The organism is Vibrio ouci (assembly GCF_004551525.1).
Taxonomy (GTDB): domain Bacteria; phylum Pseudomonadota; class Gammaproteobacteria; order Enterobacterales; family Vibrionaceae; genus Vibrio; species Vibrio ouci.
In genome coordinates this window covers 21672-42984 of the sequence record NZ_SATR01000038.1, presented here as the reverse complement: position 1 = coordinate 42984, position 21313 = coordinate 21672, and the positions used below count along the sequence as shown (strand labels likewise).

General features: G+C 43.9%; 20 protein-coding genes and 1 other RNA gene. 12 read left to right on the top strand and 9 right to left on the bottom strand.

The genetic code is table 11. From position 1 onward, the window contains the following. Positions 1 to 187: 187 nt before the first annotated feature. From dnaJ to grpE, 4 genes are all read right to left on the bottom strand, one after another. Positions 188 to 1333, bottom strand: coding sequence for a molecular chaperone DnaJ (gene dnaJ / locus ELS82_RS19365; RefSeq protein WP_053440566.1), 1146 nt, complete (start codon positions 1331 to 1333; stop codon positions 188 to 190). Positions 1334 to 1601: 268 nt separating this feature from the next. Then, on the bottom strand, positions 1602 to 3521 hold the full coding sequence (gene dnaK, locus ELS82_RS19360; protein WP_134836940.1) for a molecular chaperone DnaK: 1920 nt from the start codon (positions 3519 to 3521) through the stop codon (positions 1602 to 1604). Positions 3522 to 3744: 223 nt separating this feature from the next. After that, positions 3745 to 5016 carry a dicarboxylate/amino acid:cation symporter gene (locus ELS82_RS19355; RefSeq protein WP_134836941.1) on the bottom strand — a complete coding sequence of 424 codons (1272 nt, stop codon included), beginning with the start codon at positions 5014 to 5016 and terminating at the stop codon, positions 3745 to 3747. 283 nt (positions 5017 to 5299) lie between these two features. Then, entirely contained in the window at positions 5300 to 5896 is a 597-nt protein-coding gene (grpE, locus tag ELS82_RS19350; protein WP_134836939.1) for a nucleotide exchange factor GrpE, read from the bottom strand. Positions 5897 to 6040: 144 nt separating this feature from the next. Between grpE and nadK the strand changes: the two genes are divergently transcribed. After that, the gene (nadK, locus tag ELS82_RS19345; RefSeq protein WP_053440569.1) at positions 6041 to 6925 is read left to right on the top strand and encodes an NAD(+) kinase; all 885 of its coding nucleotides are present in this window, start codon (positions 6041 to 6043) and stop codon (positions 6923 to 6925) included. Between the two features lie 79 nt (positions 6926 to 7004). On the opposite strand, the gene ELS82_RS19340 is transcribed toward nadK, so the two are convergent. Next, a complete protein-coding gene (locus tag ELS82_RS19340; protein WP_134836938.1) occupies positions 7005 to 7304 on the bottom strand; it encodes a GIY-YIG nuclease family protein in 300 nt (99 codons plus the stop codon). 738 nt (positions 7305 to 8042) lie between these two features. Between ELS82_RS19340 and recN the strand changes: the two genes are divergently transcribed. Together recN and bamE are read left to right on the top strand one after the other, a co-directional pair. Continuing rightward, positions 8043 to 9707, top strand: coding sequence for a DNA repair protein RecN (gene recN / locus ELS82_RS19335; RefSeq protein WP_134836937.1), 1665 nt, complete (start codon positions 8043 to 8045; stop codon positions 9705 to 9707). Positions 9708 to 9882: 175 nt separating this feature from the next. Continuing rightward, a complete protein-coding gene (gene bamE / locus ELS82_RS19330) occupies positions 9883 to 10242 on the top strand; it encodes an outer membrane protein assembly factor BamE (protein WP_134836936.1) in 360 nt (119 codons plus the stop codon). Between the two features lie 283 nt (positions 10243 to 10525). Here the strand turns inward: bamE and ELS82_RS19325 are convergent, their stop codons facing one another. Next, positions 10526 to 10879 (bottom strand): RnfH family protein, encoded by a 354-nt coding sequence (locus tag ELS82_RS19325; RefSeq protein ID WP_134836935.1) that lies wholly within the window; start codon positions 10877 to 10879, stop codon positions 10526 to 10528. Then, entirely contained in the window at positions 10869 to 11312 is a 444-nt protein-coding gene (locus tag ELS82_RS19320; RefSeq protein ID WP_053440574.1) for an SRPBCC family protein, read from the bottom strand. The genes ELS82_RS19325 and ELS82_RS19320 overlap by 11 nt, the downstream gene beginning before the upstream one ends. Positions 11313 to 11430: 118 nt before the next feature. Between ELS82_RS19320 and smpB the strand changes: the two genes are divergently transcribed. The 9 genes from smpB to ELS82_RS19275 all read left to right on the top strand — a co-directional run bounded on the left by smpB (position 11431) and on the right by ELS82_RS19275 (position 18303). Beyond that, positions 11431 to 11916, top strand: coding sequence for an SsrA-binding protein SmpB (gene smpB / locus ELS82_RS19315; protein ID WP_134836934.1), 486 nt, complete (start codon positions 11431 to 11433; stop codon positions 11914 to 11916). A gap of 67 nt (positions 11917 to 11983) precedes the next feature. Next, positions 11984 to 12350: a transfer-messenger RNA gene (gene ssrA / locus ELS82_RS19310) on the top strand. 197 nt (positions 12351 to 12547) lie between these two features. Then, entirely contained in the window at positions 12548 to 13795 is a 1248-nt protein-coding gene (locus tag ELS82_RS19305) for an integrase domain-containing protein (protein ID WP_134836933.1), read from the top strand. A gap of 3 nt (positions 13796 to 13798) precedes the next feature. Beyond that, complete coding sequence (locus tag ELS82_RS19300; RefSeq protein ID WP_134836932.1) at positions 13799 to 14527, top strand: hypothetical protein; 729 nt, start codon at positions 13799 to 13801, stop codon at positions 14525 to 14527. 105 nt (positions 14528 to 14632) lie between these two features. Then, positions 14633 to 14821 (top strand): helix-turn-helix transcriptional regulator, encoded by a 189-nt coding sequence (locus tag ELS82_RS19295; protein ID WP_080931654.1) that lies wholly within the window; start codon positions 14633 to 14635, stop codon positions 14819 to 14821. A gap of 210 nt (positions 14822 to 15031) precedes the next feature. Beyond that, complete coding sequence (locus tag ELS82_RS19290) at positions 15032 to 15430, top strand: helix-turn-helix domain-containing protein (protein ID WP_167489398.1); 399 nt, start codon at positions 15032 to 15034, stop codon at positions 15428 to 15430. A gap of 140 nt (positions 15431 to 15570) precedes the next feature. After that, positions 15571 to 16290 (top strand): hypothetical protein, encoded by a 720-nt coding sequence (locus tag ELS82_RS19285; RefSeq protein ID WP_134836930.1) that lies wholly within the window; start codon positions 15571 to 15573, stop codon positions 16288 to 16290. A 2-nt stretch (positions 16291 to 16292) separates the two neighbouring features. Continuing rightward, a complete protein-coding gene (locus tag ELS82_RS19280; RefSeq protein WP_208733220.1) occupies positions 16293 to 17786 on the top strand; it encodes a DEAD/DEAH box helicase family protein in 1494 nt (497 codons plus the stop codon). After that, positions 17731 to 18303, top strand: a complete 573-nt coding sequence (locus ELS82_RS19275; RefSeq protein WP_134836929.1) for a hypothetical protein — start codon at positions 17731 to 17733, stop codon at positions 18301 to 18303. Before ELS82_RS19280 ends, ELS82_RS19275 begins: the two co-directional genes overlap by 56 nt. A gap of 87 nt (positions 18304 to 18390) precedes the next feature. Here ELS82_RS19275 and ELS82_RS19270 read toward each other — a convergent pair whose 3' ends face one another. After that, a complete protein-coding gene (locus ELS82_RS19270) occupies positions 18391 to 18804 on the bottom strand; it encodes a hypothetical protein (protein ID WP_134836928.1) in 414 nt (137 codons plus the stop codon). Continuing rightward, positions 18797 to 21298, bottom strand: a complete 2502-nt coding sequence (locus ELS82_RS19265) for a LysM peptidoglycan-binding domain-containing protein (protein WP_134836927.1) — start codon at positions 21296 to 21298, stop codon at positions 18797 to 18799. Before ELS82_RS19265 ends, ELS82_RS19270 begins: the two co-directional genes overlap by 8 nt. Positions 21299 to 21313: the final 15 nt, after the last annotated feature.

The following is a 21313-nucleotide window of genomic DNA, read 5'->3' as shown; positions in this document are numbered from 1 at the left end:
TGAAAGCCTTCCCAGAATGAAGATAGGAAAGTATGATTCGGCATGAGAACGGTAGTTTGTGTAAGTTTTGTTTGGCGATAAAACTCTATCACTTACTACCGTTTTTGTTTTGTGTTCCCGTTAATCCGCGATGAACCATAAAAAAGCCTGCGCAGTGGCAGGCTTTTCAATCAAATTTAATAACCAATTAGCTGGTTAGGTCATCAAAGAATTTCTTAACGCCGTTGAAGAAACCTTCAGACTTTGGCTTATGCTTAGTCGCCGCTTCACCGCCACAAGACTCTTCAAACTCTTTCAGTAGTTCTTTTTGACGAGAGCTTAGGTTAACTGGAGTCTCAACCACCAGCTTAACGATTAGGTCACCAATACCGCCGCCGCGTACACCCTTAACACCCTTACCGCGCATACGGAACATGCGGCTAGTTTGCGTTTCAGAAGGCACTTTAAGATTCACACGGCCATCAAGCGTAGGAACTTCAACTTCACCACCTAGCGCAGCCATTGCAAAGCTCACTGGTACTTCACAGTAAAGGTTGTTGCCGTCACGCTCAAAGATATGGTGCTCTTTTACGTGTACTTGTACATATAGATCGCCTGCTGGTGCGCCGTGCTCACCCGCTTCACCTTCGCCAGATAGACGAATGCGATCGCCAGTATCCACGCCTGCTGGAATCTTAACATTAAGTGTTTTAGTTTTTTGCTTGCGACCTTGGCCATGACATGACTTACATGGGTTCTTGATGATCTTGCCTTTACCGTTACAGGTAGGACAGGTTTGTTGAACCGCGAAGAAACCTTGACGCATTTGTACTTGGCCGTGGCCATGACAGGTTCCACAAGTCTCAGCTGAAGAGCCTTTCTCTGCGCCGCTGCCGTCACACGTATCACACTCGACCAGTGTTGGTACTTCGATTTCTTTAGAAACACCACGAACCGCTTCTTCTAGCGTTAGTTCCATGTTGTAACGTAGGTCAGCACCACGTTGTGCGCGATGACCACCGCCACCACGACGACCGCCACCAAAAATATCACCGAATACATCACCGAAGATATCGCCGAAGTCTGCGCCGCCGCCACCGAAGCCACCGCCGCCGCCCATGCCACCTTGTTCAAAGGCTGCGTGACCGTACTGGTCGTAAGCTGCACGTTTTTGAGCGTCAGTAAGAATTTCGTACGCTACTTTTACTTCTTTAAACTTTTCTGCAGCGCTGTCATCACCCTGATTGCGGTCTGGGTGGTATTTCATCGCTAAGCGCTTGTACGCTTTCTTAATATCGCGCTCTGATGCATCGCGGCTTACGCCTAATACTTCGTAAAAATCACGTTTTGACATGTTCTTCGTCACCAATGTAGTACTGCAAACAGTGGGTTAGTCGACCACCGCTTGGTGTTTGTATCATTCTAGATAAAGGCTTTAAACAAAAGTGCTTATCTGGAAGGACAGATAATTACAAACATACGGGCGTATGAGTTTCCCCAAACGCCCGCATTAAGTCAGGACCAATTTCAAAACAGATGACTTGAGTTCTAGGAGGAAGCGCGGAATTTATAAGTATAAATGAGCACTTCCGACAACGAAATCAAGTCACTCTGTGAAGAAATTACTTCTTGTCTTCTTTAACTTCTTCAAACTCTGCGTCAACAACGTCATCATCTTGAGACTGTTGCTGTGCACCAGCGTCAGCACCTTGTGCTTGCTGAGCTTGAGCTTGCTGCTGAGCGATTTCCATTAGCTTCTGAGCTGCTGCCATAAGAGCTTGAACTTTAGCGTCGATCGCTTCTTTGTCTTCACCCTTACGAGCTTCTTCTAGCTCAGTGATAGCTGCTTCAATCTTCTCTTTCTCGTCAGCTGGAAGAGCTTCGCCCGCTTCTTCGATTTGCTTACGAGTACCGTGAATCATTTGGTCAGCTTGGTTACGTGCAGTGACTAACTCTTCGAACTTCTTGTCCGCTTCTTTGTTAGCTTCTGCTTCTTGTACCATTTTCTCGATTTCTTCGTCTGATAGACCGCCAGAAGCTTGGATAGTGATCTTCTGCTCTTTACCAGTCGCTTTATCTTTCGCAGATACGTTTAGGATACCGTCAGCATCTAGGTCGAAAGTTACTTCGATTTGTGGCATGCCACGTGGTGCTGGCTGAATACCTTCTAGGTTGAACTGACCAAGAGACTTGTTGTAAGTCGCTTGCTTACGCTCACCTTGTAGTACGTGGATAGTTACCGCGCTCTGGTTGTCTTCAGCTGTAGAGAACACTTGGTCCGCTTTAGTAGGGATAGTTGTGTTCTTCTCGATTAGCTTAGTCATTACGCCGCCCATCGTTTCGATACCGAAAGATAGAGGAGTAACGTCTAGTAGAAGTACGTCTTTAACGTCACCAGCTAGTACACCACCTTGAACTGCAGCACCCATTGCTACTGCTTCGTCAGGGTTCACGTCACGGCGAGCTTCTTTACCGAAGAACTCAGCAACTTTAGCTTGAACCATAGGCATACGAGTCTGACCACCTACTAGGATAACGTCAGTGATGTCGCCTACAGATAGGTCAGCGTCAGCTAGAGCAACTTTTAGTGGCTCAAGAGAACGTTGAACTAGGTCTTCAACTAGAGACTCTAGTTTCGCACGAGTCACTTTAACGTTCATGTGCTTAGGACCAGTTGCATCCGCAGTAACGTAAGGTAGGTTTACGTCAGTTTGAGAAGTAGAAGAAAGCTCGATTTTCGCTTTTTCTGCTGCTTCTTTAACACGCTGCATTGCTAGTGGATCAGTCTTAAGATCGATGCCTTGCTCTTTCTTAAACTCTTCTACTAGGTAGTTGATCATGCGGTTATCGAAATCTTCACCACCAAGGTGAGTGTCACCGTTAGTTGCTAGTACTTCGAAAGTCTTCTCGCCTTCAACTTCGTCGATTTCGATGATTGAGATATCGAATGTACCACCACCAAGGTCGTATACCGCGATAGTGCGATCGCCGCCTTGCTTGTCTAGGCCGTATGCTAGTGCAGCAGCCGTTGGTTCATTGATGATACGTTTAACATCTAGACCTGCGATACGGCCAGCATCTTTAGTTGCTTGACGCTGAGCATCGTTGAAGTAAGCAGGTACAGTAACAACAGCGCCAGTTACTTCCTCACCAAGGAAGTCTTCAGCTGTTTTCTTCATTTTCTTCAGGATTTCAGCTGAAACTTGAGGAGCTGCCATTTTTTGGCCTTGTGCTTCTACCCAAGCGTCACCGTTGTCAGCCTTAACGATTTTGTAAGGCATGATTTCGATGTCGCGCTGAACTTCTTCGTCTTCAAAGCGACGACCAATAAGACGCTTAATTGCAAATAGCGTGTTTGTTGGGTTAGTAACCGCTTGACGTTTAGCTGGTTGGCCTACTAGCGTTTCGCCGTCTGTGTAAGCAACAACAGATGCCGTTGTACGCTCACCTTCTGCGTTCTCGATTACACGTGGTTTGTCGCCGTCTAGTACAGCAACACATGAGTTAGTAGTACCTAAGTCAATACCAATGATTTTACCCATCAGGCTATCTCCGAATAATTTTCTATTTTCGTTTTGCTATATCCCCTATGTGGGGGATGGAGAATCGGGTTTCAACCCTTGCTCACAAACAAAAATATGGATGTTTGCTTCTCGTATGCCACATAGATAAGGGCGGCAAATGGCTTTTCAAGGGAAAGATTGAAAAAAAATGAAAAAAAAGCGAACCCTAAGGCTCGCTTTTAATGTTTAGGAACTTTGAAGATTAAGCTTGTACTGGCTTCGCTTCTACTTCCACTTCTTCTTTACCAATTTCGCCTTCAGTTTTCGCAACGATAGTGTTTACCGCTGTGTCACCAACTACGTTAGAAGAAGTACAGAACATATCGTTAATACGGTCTACCGCTGCGATGATTGCAAGACCTTCTGGTGGAAGACCTAATTGGTGAAGAAGAACACCAACCATTACCACGCCGCCGCCTGGTACACCACCTGCGCCAATTGATAGCAGAAGGATAGTTAGACCTAGAGTGAATACGTCAGCAGTGTTGATAGGCTGACCAAATGCGTTTGCCACGAAGATAGTTGCTAGTGCGATGTAGATAGATACACCAGACATGTTCATGGTTGCACCTAGTGGTACACCAAAGCCTGCCACTGACTTAGAAACTTGCAGCTTCTCAGTCAAAGTACGCATTGTTACAGGGATAGTCGCGTTCGAGCTTGCTGTTGATAGCGAGAATAGGATCTGCTCACGTGTTGCACGCAGGAACGTCTTTGGAGAAGTACCAGTCGCAATACCTACCGCTGTTGGGTAGAAAACGAAGATCCAGAAAACCAGCATTGATACTACTAGCGCTACGTAGCCTGCTACAGACATCAGCGTGTTTGCATCTAGCGTTGCACCTAGTTGAATCATCAGCGCAAATACACCAAATGGCGCTAGGCTCATTACTAGACCAACAAGCTTCATCATGATTTCGTTAGCCATCTTGAACGTACGGATAGCTGGGCCACCACGTGAATCAAGCGCTTGAATAGCAAGACCTGTCAGGATTGCCATAAAGATGATTTGTAGCATGTCACCGTTAGCAAACGCCTGTACAGGGTTGCTTGGTACGATGTTCACAACTAGTGAGAAAATGTCAGGTGTTTCAGTTGTCGTTAGCTTAACGGTTTCTGAAATCGTACCTGCTAGGTTTGCGTCTGCACCCGGTTGGAAGATAAGACCAACAGTTAGAGCAGCGGTAATCGCGATGATGGTGTTAATAATGTATAGAGCAAAGGTTTTACCACCAAGACGACCAAATGCAGTGATGTCTTTCAGATCTACGATACCACATACGATAGATACGTAGACCAAAGGAACAACTAGCAGCTTAATCAAAGATACAAACATACCACCAGCGCCTTCCGCAGCACCTAACAGGTATGTATCGAAGATAGCGATCCCACTGAACAAGTACTGAATTGCGGTACCGATCAGAAGACCAGCAAACAAGCCTACAAATATCTTGCTTGAAAGCGATTTATCCATCATTCATCTCCAGAATGTTGTGTTTATTATTTATGGTTTTATAGTTAATTCCGCCAGTTTTCTCGGCAGAGTTCGCACATAATACACACAAAGGTTACAAAATAAAGACTTTGTTTACGATAGTGTTACAACTTTCTCATTGGAAATAAATTTTATATTAAACTTATGTAGCGAAATTATTCCCTACATCAATCATTTATATTGGCTCTATTTGTCTTTTTCTAGCACATAAAAAAAGAGAGCCCCGTAGGACTCTCTTTTCAAAACTTAGATCTAAGTAGAATTATTTAGCTACCATAACCATTGCTGGGCGAATTACACGACCGTTTAGCTCGTAGCCTTTCTGCATAACGAACATAACTGTGTTTGACTCGTGGTCAGGGCTTTCTTGAATTGACATCGCTTGGTGCAGTTCAGGGTTGAATACTTCACCTTCTGGGTTGATCTCTTTTAGACCAAACTTAGAAACCGTATCAACAAACGTTTTGTGCGTCAGTTCAACACCTTCAAGCAGTGGTTTTACTGCTTCATTTTCAGTGTCTGCCGCTTGGATAGCACGCTCAAGGTTATCAATAACTGGCAACAGCTCTTCTGAAAACTTGTTTAGAGCGTATTTGCGCGCCTTATCAATTTCAGTTTCAGTACGGCGACGCATGTTTTCTACTTCAGCTTTTGCACGTAGCACACCGTCTTGCTGCTCTTTTACTTTCGTTTCGCTTGAAAGTAGAGCCGCTTCTAGTTGAGCAATCTTAACGTCTTTCTCATCACCAACTTCCTCAAGCTCAGCTTCCGCTTCTTGAGCCGCAGCTTCTACTTTCTCTGCCTCTTGGATGATTTGATCCAGCTCTTCTTCAGTAACTTTGTTTTCTTCGTTGCTCATGATATCTCCAGAATTCACATCTATTGGTACTCAATACATCACGTTTATCGTATTGAGATACACAAAAATTCGCATAAATAGCTAACTTGCCATTATTATGGGGATGAAGATTGACGATTCAAGCCTATTTGGTACGTAAAACCTATGAAAAAACCTTTTCAAGTGATCGCCATCATTGGAAAACCAAGAGATCAGCAAGCTATTGCGACTCATCGAGAGCTCTATACTTGGCTGAGATCAGAAGGTTATAAGGTCTATATCGACGACCGCCTAAGCGAAATCTTAGATGATATTCCAAAAGATGACTTTGCCAGTCTGATTCAATTGGGCCGCAGCGCCGACCTTGCTATCGTCGTGGGTGGTGATGGCAATATGCTAGGCGCAGCTCGTGTTCTTTCTCGCTTTGATATTTCGGTTATCGGTGTCAACCGCGGCAATCTTGGCTTCCTTACCGACCTCAACCCTGAAGACTTCCAAACGTCACTCAAAAAAGTGCTAGAAGGTGAGTTTTTTGAAGAAGAGCGTTTTCTACTTGAAGCGGAAGTTCATCGCCATGGGCAAGTAAAAAGTCATAACGCGGCATTAAATGAAGCAGTCCTTCACCCAGGGCAAGTCGCGCATATGATTGAGTTCGAAGTGTACATCGATGATAGCTTTGCGTTTTCACTGCGTGCCGATGGATTGATCGTATCGACGCCAACCGGCTCGACGGCTTACTCACTATCTGGTGGTGGTCCTATTCTATCCCCTAGCCTGAATGCGATTTCATTGGTGCCGATGTTCCCGCACACGCTATCAAGCCGCCCGCTAGTGGTAGATAGCAAACGCCATATTAAGTTGATTGTGTCGCCAGATAACCGCGGCACGCAAGAAGTTGGCTGTGACGGTCAGGTTTCGTTACCTGTGTCACCAGGCGATGAAGTGCATATCTACCAGAGCCCAAATGTGCTCAAGCTGATCCACCCGAAAGATTACAGCTACTACCACGTACTGCGTAACAAGCTCGGCTGGTCGAGTAAGTTGTTTTAAGTACTCGATGAATAATGACAGGATAAGCTCATTTGTCCTGTCATTCCTGAGATGGAGGAACGACAGAGTCAGGAATCTCTTAAAGAGTGTCGTATAGGTCGGCCCAACTCAGATTCGTTTCAGCGATTAAACTCTCTTTCCATTCTCGCTTCCATTTTTTCATTTGTTTCTCTCTCTTGATGGCGTCTGTGATATCAAGATAAAGTTCATAGTAGACCAAACGGTCAATGTTATACCGCTTACTAAATCCATCGACACTGCTATTTTTGTGCTGCCATATCCGCGCTTTTAAATTGCTCGTCACACCAATGTACAAGCAGCTACCTGATTCGTTGGCCAATATGTATACCGCAGGTTGTTTCAATTCGAGTTCCTCCATCCGAACATTAGCGTTACCAATGATAGATTGGATGTCTAACGAATAAGTTGGAAAAAAGAACTAAGATGCCAACCCTTTGGAGATTCCCTACTCTCTCCTCCGTCGCTCTATGGAATGACAACTCTAAATACACTCTCGCTGTCACTCCCGAGAGGGAGATACGACCGAGTTGGGAATCCCTCAAAGCGAGTCGAAAATCATAAGAGATTCCCGACTCCCTCCTTTGTCGCTCTATGGAATGACACTCCGAAATACACTCCCCCGTCATTCCCGAGAGGGAGGCACGACCGAGTTGGGAATCCCTTAAAGCGAGTCGAAAATCATAAGAGATTCCCGACTCCCTCCTTTGTCGCTCTATGGAATGACACTCCGAAATACACTCCCCCGTCATTCCCGAGAGGGAGGCACGACCGAGTTGGGAATCCCTTAAAACGAGTCGAAAATCATAAGAGATTCCCTACTCGCTCCTTCGTCGCTCTATGGAATGACAACTCTAAATACACTCTCGCTGTCATTCCCGAGAGGGAGGTTCGACCGAGTTGGGAATCCCTTAAAGCGAGTCGAAAATGCTAAGAGATTCCCTACTCACTCCTTCGTCGCTCTATGGAATGACGGTGCTCTCGCCCAGCAGGGTTTAGATCCTCTTCACAAAAATTTTCACCTGTCACTTTACTGTATAAAGAAACAGTATATACTGATCTTATATACAGTATTGTTCATTTAAACAGGTACAACAAAATGCTGGCTCATCTAAGTGTTAATAATTTTGCAATTGTTAAGTCTCTACAGCTAGAGCTATCCAAAGGAATGACGACCATCACGGGTGAAACAGGCGCGGGTAAATCCATCGCCATTGACGCTCTTGGTTTATGTTTAGGCGGGCGCGCGGAAGCCAGCATGGTGCGACAAGGTGAAGAAAAAACCGAAGTCAGTGCCGCTTTCTCTTTAGAGAACAATATTAATGCCACTCGTTGGTTAGAAGACAACGACCTACTGGATGGTAGCGACTGTATTTTGCGCCGCATCATCAGCAAAGAAGGTCGCTCTCGCGCATTCATCAATGGCAGCCCTGTCCCCCTTTCTCAACTTAAATCTTTAGGGCAGCTACTGATCAATATCCACGGTCAGCATGCGCATCATCAATTGATGAAAAGCGAATACCAAATGGCCATGCTTGACCAATACGCAGGGCATTCTAATCTGTTAAAAAGCACTCGTAACACTTACCAGTCATGGCGACAGGCAGATAACAACCTCAAGCAGCTAAAAGAAAACAGCGCAGCAAACTTGGCTCAAAAGCAGCTACTTGAATACCAAATCAAAGAGCTAAACGAGCTATCACTTGGAGAGGACGAATATGAAGAACTCGAACAAGAACATAAACGCCTATCCAACAGCGGCGAGCTTGCCTCTACTTGCCAACAAGCGATCGAACTTATTTACGAAGGTGAAGAAGTTAACGCGCTTGGTATTTTGCAAACAGCCAATCACTCCCTAATTCAATTAGCGGAGCTCGACGAAAAACTCGCAGAGCTGCCAAATATGGTGGCGGAAGCGATCATTCAGCTTGAAGAAGCCAACAGTGAGCTGCGTAATTACCTTGATAATATCGATGTTGACCCTGCGCGCATGGCTTATGTTGAAGAGCGTTTCTCTAAAGTGATGTCGATGGCAAGAAAGCACCACGTTATGCCTGACGAGCTATACCAACACCATCAAGACTTGCTCAGCCAGATTGAAGCGCTCGATTGTTCTGATGAAAAACTTGAAGAGCTAGAACAAGAAGTTGAGGCAAAATACCAAAGCTTCCTAACCGCAGCAGAGAAACTACACAAGTCTCGTCTGCGTTACGCGAAAGAACTCAATAAGCTTATTACGGCAAGTATGCATGAACTGAGTATGGAAAAAGCCCAGTTTAGTATTGAAGTGAACAATGAAGGTACACACCCTTCACCACTTGGTATGGACTCGGTGTGCTTTGTGGTCTCAACCAACCCAGGTCAACCGATGCAGCCTATCGCTAAAGTGGCTTCGGGCGGAGAGCTGTCACGTATTTCTCTTGCAATACAAGTCATTACCGCGCAAAAAGTCGACACACCAAGTCTTATCTTCGATGAAGTGGATGTCGGTATCAGTGGCCCAACAGCCGCAGTCGTCGGTAAAATGCTACGTAAGCTAGGTGAATCAACGCAAGTAATGTGTGTAACCCACTTACCGCAAGTTGCGGGCTGTGGTCACCAACAACTCTTTGTCGCGAAACAAACCAAAGCAGGCAAGACCGAAACACAAATGCGCCGCCTAGATAACGAACAACGTGTATCAGAGTTAGCTCGCTTGCTCGGCGGTAGCCAAATCACCGATTCGACACTGGCCAATGCGAAAGAGCTCCTAATCGCTGCATAATCTTCAACACATCGAGTCAAAGTTCCTTTTGTTTAAGAATTTTGACTCGACTTTGCAACCAAATTCAAAAATCATGGTCTGAAACAATTCAAAACACGTTCAGCTTTTTACTTTAGCGCCTAGCTTGTTTATTATCGGCTGAGTTTGAGAATTTATCAGTTACAAGAATTTAAGTATGCAATTGAAAAAGTGGCTTATCGCAGTACCACTCGCTATGACAATGTTGACAGGCTGCTCCCTACTAGAAAAGCTGGTATATCGTATTGATATCAACCAAGGTAACTATGTTGAGCAATCTGCTGTAGAGCAGTTGAAGTTTGGCATGACTAAAGAACAAGTTCGTTACGTCATGGGCTCACCTATGTTGGTCGAAAATGGCTACCCAGATACGTGGTACTACATTTATCACCACACTGAAGGCCACAACGATTCGATCCAGAAGAACCTTATCGTCAACTTCAATGGCAACGGCCAGTTAGTTGATATTGCCGGAGACTTCCCAGCAAGTTCTGATTTTTTCGAAAGTATTAACTAATCGAACAAGTCATCACTAATCGAGAAAAAATTAAGGGTTGATGTGTAAGCATCAACCCTTTTCATTTCAATAAATTAAGCTGTCATCCTCAAGAACGAAGAATGAGTGAGTTGGGGATCTCTTAAAGCAAGTCGATGGCCTATGGAGATTCCCTACTCCTCCTTCGTCAGTCTAGGGAATGACGGTATATAGCGTCACTCTACTCTAGAAGGGCACTGTCCAGTCTCGACTCTCGGAACGTAGTGTTCTCGCACCTCGTAGGGTGCTGCCCGCTCTCCCTAGCCTAACCTTCCTTCCTCAGCGGATTCTTCTTGCCACCTGTCACAGGGTCAGCAGCGCCAGAGGCCTTGGCTTGTTCAGCACGTTTACGACGAATTTCTTTTGGATCAGCCAAAAGAGGACGATAAATCTCAATACGGTCTTTATCGTGAACGGTCGCGTTCAATTTCACATTGCGACTAAACACACCGACTTTGTTCTCTTTTAGGTCAATTTCTGGGTAGATCTCTAACACGCCTGATTGCGCGATGATCTCTTCTACCGTCATCTCTTTATTGACCACCAGCGTAAACACACGCTGCTCTTGAGGAAGTGCATAAACCACCTCAACATGAATCATGTCAGACTCAATACTCATAAGCTGGGTACACCTGTTTTGCACGCTTAGTAAATGCATTGACCATATTGTTAGTCAATTCATTGAAAACCTTACCAAATGCCATTTCGATCATCTTGCTTGAAAACTCAAATTCAAGTTTCAGCTCAACTTTACAAGCTTGCTCATCGAGTGGCGTAAAGAACCAACCGCCTTTGAGGGTTTTAAAAGGACCATCAACAAGGTTCATGATGATTGCCTCGCAATCCACTAACTCGTTCGACGTGGTAAATGTTTTGCTAATCCCTGCTTTTGCTACATCAACTGAAGCGACCATAGCTCCTGCACTCGACTCAATCACACGCGAGCCTGAGCAACCCGGTAGAAACTCTGGGTAGCTGGCTACATCATTCACTAGATTGAACATCTGCTCGGCACTAAATGACACCAGTGCAGAACGGCTGACTTGCTTCATATTGATTCCTCTTAACATCTGCTCGAACCTCAAGCATGATGCAATTTTACTTTTATTTGCACTCAGCGCAAATAAAGGGATTTCCTAACTTAAATCCTAACCGTATAATGCAGCTATTATGGCAAAGAAAAAATCTAAACAAAAAGCGGGTAGCAATACCATCGCTCTGAATAAGAAAGCTCGCCACGAATATTTTATCGACGATGAAATTGAAGCCGGCATGGAGCTACAAGGCTGGGAAGTTAAGTCACTTCGTCAAGGCAAAGCGAATATCGCAGAAAGCTACGTCTTTATGCGTGACGGTGAAGCTTTTGTCAGTGGCATGACCATCACTCCACTTCAACAAGCATCTACGCACGTTGTCGCTAACCCGACTCGTGTACGTAAACTACTTATGAGCCGCCGCGAACTGGACAACCTATTAGGTCGTATCAACCGCGAAGGCATGACGCTAGCTGCCCTTTCACTATACTGGTCTCGCTCTTGGGTGAAGATCAAAATTGGTGTCGCGAAAGGTAAGAAGCTGCACGATAAACGTACTGATCTTAAAGAAAAAGATTGGGCTCGTGAAAAAGCGCGCGTAATGAAGAGTTCATTGCGCTAATATTGAGCACTTAAACGCACAAGTCTAGACAGGTTACACTTTTCTGGTACTATGCGAGTAACACTTCGGGGCTGATTTAGGATTCGACAGGAATTTTGAAGTCTGAGGTGCATGCCGTGGGGCGGTTGGCCACGTAAAAAGCCGCAAAAAAATAGTCGCAAACGACGAAAACTACGCACTAGCAGCTTAATAACCTGCTCAGAGCTCTCTCGCCCTAGCTTCCGCACGTAAGACGGGGACCAACGAGAGATCAAACCCAAACGCGCTAGCCCGGATTCTCCCGCCTGAGAGATGAACGGCGAATTTTAATTCAGGATAGCCTTTGGCTGGCGTGTCGGTTCGCAGGTCACTGGTGAAATTAAAGATCGACTAAGCATGTAGTACCAATGATGAATGGTTTTTGGACGCGGGTTCAACTCCCGCCAGCTCCACCAAATTCGTATACGAAGACGTTCTAGAACGTTTGAAAGCCCCGCTAAGCCCCTAGCCTAGCGGGGCTTTTTGTATTTATAATGTTCGAGGTTGTTTTGCTAGATTCGTAAAACTTGGTACCAAGAAATGTACCAAGGCGAATTTAGTACTAAGCATCTTGGTACTAAGCCGTTTTTAGTACCACTCACGGAGCATTAGAATGGCAAGAAATGTAAAACCTCTAACTTTTACCGAAGTTAACAAAGCAAAACCAAGAGAGAAAGAGTACACCCTGAGCGATGGACAAGGATTAATGCTTAGTGTCCGCCCATCCGGTAGCAAAGTTTGGCTTTTTAAATATCAAAAGCCTTACACCAAAAAGCGCACCAATATCTCATTTGGTAGTTTCCCCGAAATTAGTATTTCTGATGCACGAAAGCTAAGGCTCGAAGCTTTAACTCTTTTAGCAAAACTAATTGACCCCCGAGAGCACAAGGAACAGCAGACACAAGGAAAACTCGCGGAACTCGAATATACCTTCGAAAAAGTCTCTGAATCTTGGATGGCGGTGAAAAGCTCCACTGTGTCTGAAAACTATGCTAAAGACATCTGGCGTTCATTCGAGCTACACGTATTCCCTAAGTTGGGCAAATTGCCTATCAGCAAACTCACCGCTATTGAAACCATCAACACACTTAAACCAATAGCAGCGAAGGGGTCACTAGAAACTGTAAAACGCCTCTGTCAACGCATCAACGAAGTTATGGACTTTTCTGTAAACACAGGAATTGTAAATTCAAACCCATTGAGCAAAATCCACTCCGCTTTTCATGCTCCAAAAAAGAAAAACATGCCGACTATCACCCCAGAAGAGTTGCCTCAATTTATGACGACTCTATCTAGAGCGAGTATTAAGCTCACGACAAGGTGCTTAATTGAATGGCAACTGCATACTATGACTCGGCCAAATGAGTCATCAAGTGCTAGATGGTCTGAGATTGACTGGGGCAAGAGCACATGGATCGTTCCAGCAGAAAGGATGAAAAGTCGACGTGAGCACTCAATTCCCCTAACCCCTCAAATGTTAGAACTCCTTAACATTATGAAGCCTATTAGTGGGCATAGAGAATTTATATTTCCTGCAGATAGGGATCCAAGAAAACCAACAAACTCCCAAACAGCGAACGCGGCCATCAAACGAATGGGCTACCAAGGAAAGCTGGTTTCACATGGATTGAGAGCAATTGCTAGTACCGCTTTAAACGAACAAGGCTTCAACCCTGACGTAATAGAAGCCGCGCTTTCCCACGTGGATGGAAATGAGGTACGTCGAGCCTACAACCGCACCGATTACTTAGAGCAGCGTCGCCCAGTAATGTGCTGGTGGAGTGAATATATTGAAGCCGCAACTAGAGGCCTTTCCAATAATACTCTCTCTACTCGAAACCTCAGAGTTATAGGTGATTAGAATATGACCCCAAATAAGACTAATGGGTTTAAAGGAAGGGCTCATCTGCTTCTCCCTAGAACCATGAATGGCGATGAATTCAACTTTCTAACTGAACTTGAGACCCTTATAGAAAGACTACCATCTCTACTTAAAGAACTTCGCGAATATGAAAAAGACTCACCAGTGTCAGATAAAAGAGCATTCGTAACTGAAAGCCAAATCAATTTTGTGAATATTATTTCAAGTGAATTAGCTGACTTCTCTGCTCCTCTTGAAGAGGCACAACTTTTGGCATTGGATAAGCTTCTCTGCTTTGTTTATAAACTAGGAGAACTCAAAGGGTCCCATAACCAATGGGTTATAGATGAGCCTTATGTGGCGGACGCTGAAAAGTCTACCTATACAAAATCTAAAACAGCCAAAAAAAACCAATGGACAGCTAATGGCTATCAAAAGCTTACGGCTGCAGACATAGCACAACATTTCTACAACGATCCTGAAAATAGCACCATACAAGTCGGTCAACTCTGCGAGATGGTTATTGAACTATTTGAAGAAAATAGTAAGCCAACGATTTCTAAAGAGAAACTCGCGGCGTTCCTCAAGAAAAACCTGATCATCCCCCCAGAGGCGACAAAAAAAGGAAGGCCTTCCTCTCTCACTAAGAAATTTAAAACAACCTTCAAATTAGACTACGCGACATATCTCGACAACGACTACAAAGAAAAAATATTACTAAAATTCAAGTAGTTAAAAATTAAAAATATGACGCTGTATATAGCGTCTATTTTCTCTCTTCCCAATACATCACAGAATACCCCCGAACAAAACAGCACACCTATCCAAGGGGGATACATGAATTCAGAACGAATAATTCGCGAATCAGAACGCTTAGCTATTACAGGAATATCACGCACAACTTGCTGGGAGATGGAAAAGAAAGGTCAATTCCCCAAACGTCGAAAACTAACACCTAATGGCAGCTCTGTCGGCTGGTTTCTTTCTGAGATCAATGAATGGATTCAAAGCAGAACAGTAATGTAAGTACTGTTATTTGGTTTATTAGTTGGTTTGTTAATAGGTCCGTTAGCCACCAACTAGATACTCACAGGACCATATAGAAAGGCCACAGTGACAACAAAAGTATCACTATGGCCCAATCAATACACTGCATACGAAGCCGTCAAACTCAATGCAGTACAGTGAAAGGGATTATACCAGATGACTCAATTTACAGCCACGAATAGATACTTGATGACTGAAGCTTTAGCCCTTGGTCTTTCAGGCATAGAGAAAACGACTCTTGTACATTTAAGCACTTTTGCCGATGGTAAGTTCCAATGCTTTCCTTCAATTAAAACACTCGCTCAAATCACTGGTTTTAGTGAGTCGGCAATTAAGCGAGCTATCAAAAAACTTGAAGAGCTAAAACTAATTACTAAAAAACGACGCTATTCATCCTCGGGACCGACAAGCAACCTATACAAGCTTAACACTACAATGCTAACGGATAATCCGAGTAAGACTAGTACATCACGTAATTCTTCGAACCCTAATCAAGCATACCTAGCACAGGATGGAAAGTATTACTCGTGCCCAGCGGAGTTCTACAAGGAAAAGCATGGACAAGCAGGAGTACGGCTAAATGCATGATAAATATAATTGGAAGCTGTTATCCGCAAAGGAAAACTCGCTACCAAGCATTTTCGTGCAGCCATATCTCTCTTAGACAACCAACAAATTAAAAATGTAAGGGGGACTCTTATCCCCCGATACAAGCAATAGTTACGACTATGAAAAAAGAAATAGTAGTTAAGTCACGAGCGGTTAAAGGAAAAGACTTCGAACTAGACCCTGTTACCAAGCGCTCTCGCTTCAAAAAAAACAATAACGCTGCATTGATTCACGGTGGATATTCAAAGAAAATATCACCTGATTTACTTACCGCAATGACAGACAACGATCTCGGCTTTGAAGTTGGTATCCTCAAAGGTCAGCTATCAAACATCGCAGTTATGGGTGAACAACTAATCCAAGATCTCTGTCAACAAGGAGAATCTGCAACAGCTCTTAGTGTTGCACTATCTTGCGCCGATCGCGCCTCCAAATTAGTACCTCAAATACAAAAAGCTCTAGAGTCACCAATCGTATTAAACTCAGAGCCAGACCCAAAGGAACGACGCCTAAAGAATCGTTGGCTCAAACGATTTCATGTAGGCGAATGCTCCGCAGCGGAAGTTGCTTACCAATTTGAAGTTAACAACCTGGGACTACCACCACTCTATATCATAAAAAAACTTGAAGTCGATATTAAAAGTGCTCCATTAGAGGTGGATGACACGCAATACAATCGAGAAGAGATTCAACAGCTACTTACTGAATATTGGAAGGAGACTGCGTCAGAAGCGCAGCTTCGAAGTAAACGAGAAGAAGCTATTCAAAAAGAGAAGAAACGGATTGCTGACCACTTCTTTAACTCATCAAATGCTACAGACTCCAATCAAGCGAGTTAGATATGACAAAGATAAGAACGGCTCTGTCTGATCCTCGCTACATAGAGCTGATAAAGCAATTCCAACAAGACTGGGTGGGCTTTGCAGCGGTCATAGCCAAGAAGAAACCAACATGGCAACAAAGAAAAATCATAGAAGCGGTCCAAGAAAAAGGGTCTAGAGTATCAGTATCTAGCGGCCACGGAACGGGCAAGAGTGATATGACGAGTATAATGATCTTGGCATTCATCATTCTGCACCCAGAAAGTCGTGTTGTCGTAGTAGCCAACAACGCAGCACAAGTTAGAAACGTAATCTGGAAATATATCAAAATCAACTTCAGGACTATATGTAATACCGTCCCTTGGTTAGTTCCTTATTTTGAACTGAATGAACGTGAGTTCTTTGCCGTTGGTTACAAAGGTGTCTGGAGCTGTATAGCTAAATCAGCTCGTTTAGGACAAGAGGAGGCACTTGCTGGTGAACACTGCCACACTTACCTAGTTGTTGTAGATGAAGCAAGTGGACTTCCTGATAAGGCTTTACAGGTACTGAGTTCAGCATTAACTGAAACTCACAACAATATGTGTCTGTTAAGTCAACCTACTCGTAGTTCCGGCTTCTTCTACGATACTCACCACCGCCTAGCAAAAACACCTAACAATCCCGACGGCATATGGACTGCCATCACGCTTAGCTCGGAAGAATCTCCTCTGGTAACACCTGAGTTCATTGGAGAGAAACTACTCTCTTACGGTGGCGAGGATGCAGCAGAGTATCAGATAAAAGTCCTCGGTCGATTCCCTGACAGCATGGAAGGATACCTTCTAAGCAGAACTGATTGTGAGCGCTCTTCTAGAACTAAGGTGGAACTACAGAATGAAGATTGGGGATGGGTTGCTGCCTGTGATGTTGGCAACGGACGAGATAAGTCCGTAATAAATATCTGTAAAGTATCTCTCGAATCACCAGAACATAGGCTGGTGGAGTCACACCAAATTCTAGAAATGAGTCCAGATATCGACCCGATCGATTTTGCCTATGAAATTCAAAAGGCCATAGAACCATATCAAAGCCAAAACATTACAGTCCTAATTGATGGTGATGGAGTTGGTTTTTCCACTGTAAAGACAGTAAGAGAACTAGGCATAGACACTCAAGAGGTTCGCTGGGGAAAGCCTGTTTTTAATAATGACGCCAAAAGTCGTTTCATAAACAAACGCGCATATAGCCATATTATGATGCGAAATGCAGTCAAAACTGGACGTATGAAAATCGACCCGAGTGAAATGACCAAGGACCAAATGAGTAGGCTTCCTGTCTTCATCAATGAAGCAGGGCAGTGGGTTGTTACCTCTAAAAAGGAAATGCGAGAAAAATACAATATCAAATCTCCAGACCGCTCTGATACATACTGCTTTATGTTCCTTGCATCCCCAAGAAGCGCATACGAAAGACATAATGATGACGACCAAAGCGCTTTACTTGCTGATTTCTTTGGCTGGGATGAAGAGTGAACAAACTCCGCGCGTGCCACAAAATAAAACAAAAGGAAATACAAGAATGAAAAGAATGCTAGTTGAAGAGGCTTTAGAGCTCACAAGCGAAATAACAAAAGTTTACTTACACTACAAAAGAGAGTATCGACTCAATGGCAATACATCCTGTCAGTTCATGGCTCGTTCGTGCTGTATTACTATTGAAAGCATGGTTGATCAGCGAAGCGTCCAGTTAAAGAAACACATTGAACGTTGCTTGGTTGCTATTGCAAGTAAAAACGACTTCAATTCAACTTATGGGGAATGCGTCTCAGGAGTTAGGCTCTATGACGGAGAAATTCCTTACATACTTTCAGAGCTTGAAAAAGCGTACAAGCGCATACCTACTGAAACCAAAGAGCTAGATCTACTGCACAATAACCGACGCGCTCTTAGTCATTTTCTAAATTTTATTCACCGAACTCTACAAGGTTGCAATCACCAACAATGCTTTGATAAACCAGACTTCATGAATATCAAAGCAGCAGTCCAATAAACACGCAGAGAACAAATGGAAAGGTGGGCAAAAAACAGTCAAGTCTACCTCAGTTACTTATCTCATGAAGACACTCTGACTTAACAATCACACAAACTTACTAATAACGTATTCATTAATGATAAAGATGGCTAAACCTGCAAAAGTTACATTGAGTAACATTGTAGATATCCAGTAGAGGTTATAGGTTGGGCCTAATGCTTTCTTTATATCACTTTGCCATTGAGATATAGCAGAGGCCGGTATACCCCATGCGAAACGTAGCATTGGGTATACGAACCAAATATAACTACACGCACTACCAGCGACCCAAGACATGTGAGCTTCCATGACTAATAAAGCTCGACTTCTAAATTTCTCAGGAGCGCTTTGATAAATTAATTGTATTAACTCGTATTTTCTCGGCCTTAACTTAATAGTTAAGTAGGCATTTGTTATAAAAAATGGAATTACACAAACCCCAGCAATGATGGCTGCATATTTAGTAATTAGGTCACTCAAAGACTAGCTCCTCAATAGTTGATCCAATTTGATTAGAGATTTCACCACCTTGCATTCCCCACAGAAATGCTCCAGCACCAACCAAAACAATGGATAAGCCTCCCGTAACTGGTATTAAACTCAACCCATAACCTATGGCATAACCCGCTGCGGCGTTTATCCCGCCAGATATGACGTTCCTAGTCGTCGAGCGACCACATGCTTCGCTTATTACTCCATTCATTTCACAAGTTTGATAAACATCCTTCGCATTGCCATATAAACCAACACCTACAACCAACCAACTTGCTGTAGACGCCATTTTACTAAATGACATAGCCTGCTTGTACAGCGCCGTCATTTCAATGCCTGATATGGCTTTAGAGAAGTCTTTTGCACGATACAACTGACGCTTACCAACATTGAGGTAGTTGTTGATACGTTTGGCCTGAATGTTCTTTATGTACCCGGGTTTTCCAACTTCAGAAAGAATTGACTTCATTTCACTCTGAAACACCCTTGATTCTTTACGCCATGCTTTATATTCAGTATTTGAATAAAGCGCTTGCCCAGACAGACCTTTAGTTTTTTCAGCGACATAGCGGGAATATTCAGCAAATGATTTCATCCGTTTGCTAAGTTTATCCCCTTGAACCTGTGCTCCTGCCACTACAGCACCAGCCCCTGCGACAACATGATTGAGGTTAAAGTCACTTAGTTCAGTTGAAATCGCGGTGCCTTGATAGATGTCCAACCCCGATGTGGCAGAAACAAGCAAAGCATTGGTTGCAGTTTCGTGGTGCTCTGCAAACCATTTTTTCTCTTCGCTGGAAAGTTTTAGAAACTCATCCATGAGGTCATCGGCTTGGTTAACGGCGAGTTCTTCGTCTGGGTGCTTTTCAATCCATGGAGAGACGACTAACGGCATACCTTCGATGATCTGACTGAAGCTACGCTTAAGATGAGGGTTCGAAGACAAAACATGCTCGATAATCGTTTCATCTTTCGATAAATATGTTTCTTGAGCAAAGTCTTCAATGCTCATTTTCTTATCAGCGAAGACAAGATACACATCGTCAACATCTTGAGGAGAAATTGAAGCCAAGTTAACCACGGTTACGTCATTAGTTAACATCCCTTCGTTATTGATAGGTGTGATGGACGTTCCTTGAAAATCCCCCTTATACGTATAGTGAGAGTTCGCTGCATGGTTATAGGTTTCTGGCTCTACGGGGGGCTGGTTACGCTCAACTTGCTCTGTAGTATTATGTTTGGCAGGTTGTTGCACCGTCAGAATGTCATCTACTTTTAGCGACATAGGATCGGCATTGTAATTTGGATTGTATTCCAGCAATTGCTTCGCCGATAACTTGTGAAGCTCGGCTATGACACTCCAAGATTCACGTTGGTTAGTTTGCGGATCAATCCTGACGGTATGTGTTTTTGGGGTGTCGTCCACTTCAACATTTGGGTTTAGTTGGACTTGTGCTCTTTCAATGATTGGTTGTTTCGGAGCATTAAGTAATTCTTTGATATTGAGCTGGACACCATGCTCAGATAGCCAATCTTTACTTAGGCTATCCAACTCTTCTCGGGTAATTTGTTTCTCAAGGTAGACTAGATTCTGATCTTCAACCTCTGTGCCACCTAATTTCCAAAAGACTAAAATTGCACTTTGGTAAGTGTTGTAGCCTTGTTCGTCATCGAGTTTGTCATGCCTAGAACGAGTAGCATAGAACGCCCATTTTTTGTCGCCTAACAGTTTGTACTCTTGGACTAACCTCCCATTATGGAAGTGGTAATAATAACCTTCCGTTGGTAGGCCTAATCGTTCCCCTAATTGAACGGATGGAATTATAGGTATAAAGGCTTCGCGGACAACACCAGACCCAATAGGTTTTACCTGAATATTCTCTGGGACACTAACCCCCATGGAGCTCGAAGCAACTTTCGCTACTAGCTGTTTAGGCTCGTCGAATACCAACTGTGCAGTGTACTTTGTCCCATGTTCTGTAGGTGAAGTCTGCCAACGTCCAATCAAATCTTCTTGTTTGGTTTTAGCTATCTGGAAAGAACACCCGACTCTTTCTCTAAAGGTCTCATCAGAACAAGCGATTTCGAAACAATACTCATACTTCAGCTTAGGTGGAGCATCGGAGGTATCTGGTTTTGCTGGCTCTGGTGTGTATGTATCTTCGATATTGGGCTCATAAACTGCGCTGCGATTTACAGCCCCCCCAGCAGAGGCTCCAGACATTTTACTTCTGGCAATAAACGCATTTTTAGCCTCTGGAGAGAGGGCTTCGTGTCCTCCGGACGATATGCTCCAAGATTTACTAATAGAATCGTATTGCATAACAGGATTAGAGGGAGTATCTGTCAATAAAGCTAGTTCGCCGCGCTTGAGACTATCCAAGAAACCTTTAAAGCTCATTCCATGTGGAATAGCTGACCTCAAAGAACGCTCATCTATCTTTTCGAAATCACCTTCTACTTGACCGAATTCATAAGTCATCAATTCAGCTAATCG

Coding starts and splice junctions, on each gene's coding strand:
- ELS82_RS19295 (WP_080931654.1), top strand. CDS start 14,633: ATGAATTCAGAACGAATAATTCGCGAATCAGAACGCTTAGCTATTACA.
- dnaK (WP_134836940.1), bottom strand. CDS start 3,521: ATGGGTAAAATCATTGGTATTGACTTAGGTACTACTAACTCATGTGTT.
- ELS82_RS19280 (WP_208733220.1), top strand. CDS start 16,293: ATGACAAAGATAAGAACGGCTCTGTCTGATCCTCGCTACATAGAGCTG.
- ELS82_RS19285 (WP_134836930.1), top strand. CDS start 15,571: ATGAAAAAAGAAATAGTAGTTAAGTCACGAGCGGTTAAAGGAAAAGAC.
- bamE (WP_134836936.1), top strand. CDS start 9,883: ATGCAATTGAAAAAGTGGCTTATCGCAGTACCACTCGCTATGACAATG.
- dnaJ (WP_053440566.1), bottom strand. CDS start 1,333: ATGTCAAAACGTGATTTTTACGAAGTATTAGGCGTAAGCCGCGATGCA.
- ELS82_RS19320 (WP_053440574.1), bottom strand. CDS start 11,312: ATGAAGCAAGTCAGCCGTTCTGCACTGGTGTCATTTAGTGCCGAGCAG.
- recN (WP_134836937.1), top strand. CDS start 8,043: ATGCTGGCTCATCTAAGTGTTAATAATTTTGCAATTGTTAAGTCTCTA.
- ELS82_RS19340 (WP_134836938.1), bottom strand. CDS start 7,304: ATGGAGGAACTCGAATTGAAACAACCTGCGGTATACATATTGGCCAAC.
- nadK (WP_053440569.1), top strand. CDS start 6,041: ATGAAAAAACCTTTTCAAGTGATCGCCATCATTGGAAAACCAAGAGAT.
- smpB (WP_134836934.1), top strand. CDS start 11,431: ATGGCAAAGAAAAAATCTAAACAAAAAGCGGGTAGCAATACCATCGCT.
- ELS82_RS19355 (WP_134836941.1), bottom strand. CDS start 5,016: ATGGATAAATCGCTTTCAAGCAAGATATTTGTAGGCTTGTTTGCTGGT.
- ELS82_RS19290 (WP_167489398.1), top strand. CDS start 15,032: ATGACTGAAGCTTTAGCCCTTGGTCTTTCAGGCATAGAGAAAACGACT.
- ELS82_RS19305 (WP_134836933.1), top strand. CDS start 12,548: ATGGCAAGAAATGTAAAACCTCTAACTTTTACCGAAGTTAACAAAGCA.
- ELS82_RS19265 (WP_134836927.1), bottom strand. CDS start 21,298: ATGACTTATGAATTCGGTCAAGTAGAAGGTGATTTCGAAAAGATAGAT.
- grpE (WP_134836939.1), bottom strand. CDS start 5,896: ATGAGCAACGAAGAAAACAAAGTTACTGAAGAAGAGCTGGATCAAATC.
- ELS82_RS19325 (WP_134836935.1), bottom strand. CDS start 10,879: ATGAGTATTGAGTCTGACATGATTCATGTTGAGGTGGTTTATGCACTT.
- ELS82_RS19300 (WP_134836932.1), top strand. CDS start 13,799: ATGACCCCAAATAAGACTAATGGGTTTAAAGGAAGGGCTCATCTGCTT.
- ELS82_RS19275 (WP_134836929.1), top strand. CDS start 17,731: ATGATGACGACCAAAGCGCTTTACTTGCTGATTTCTTTGGCTGGGATG.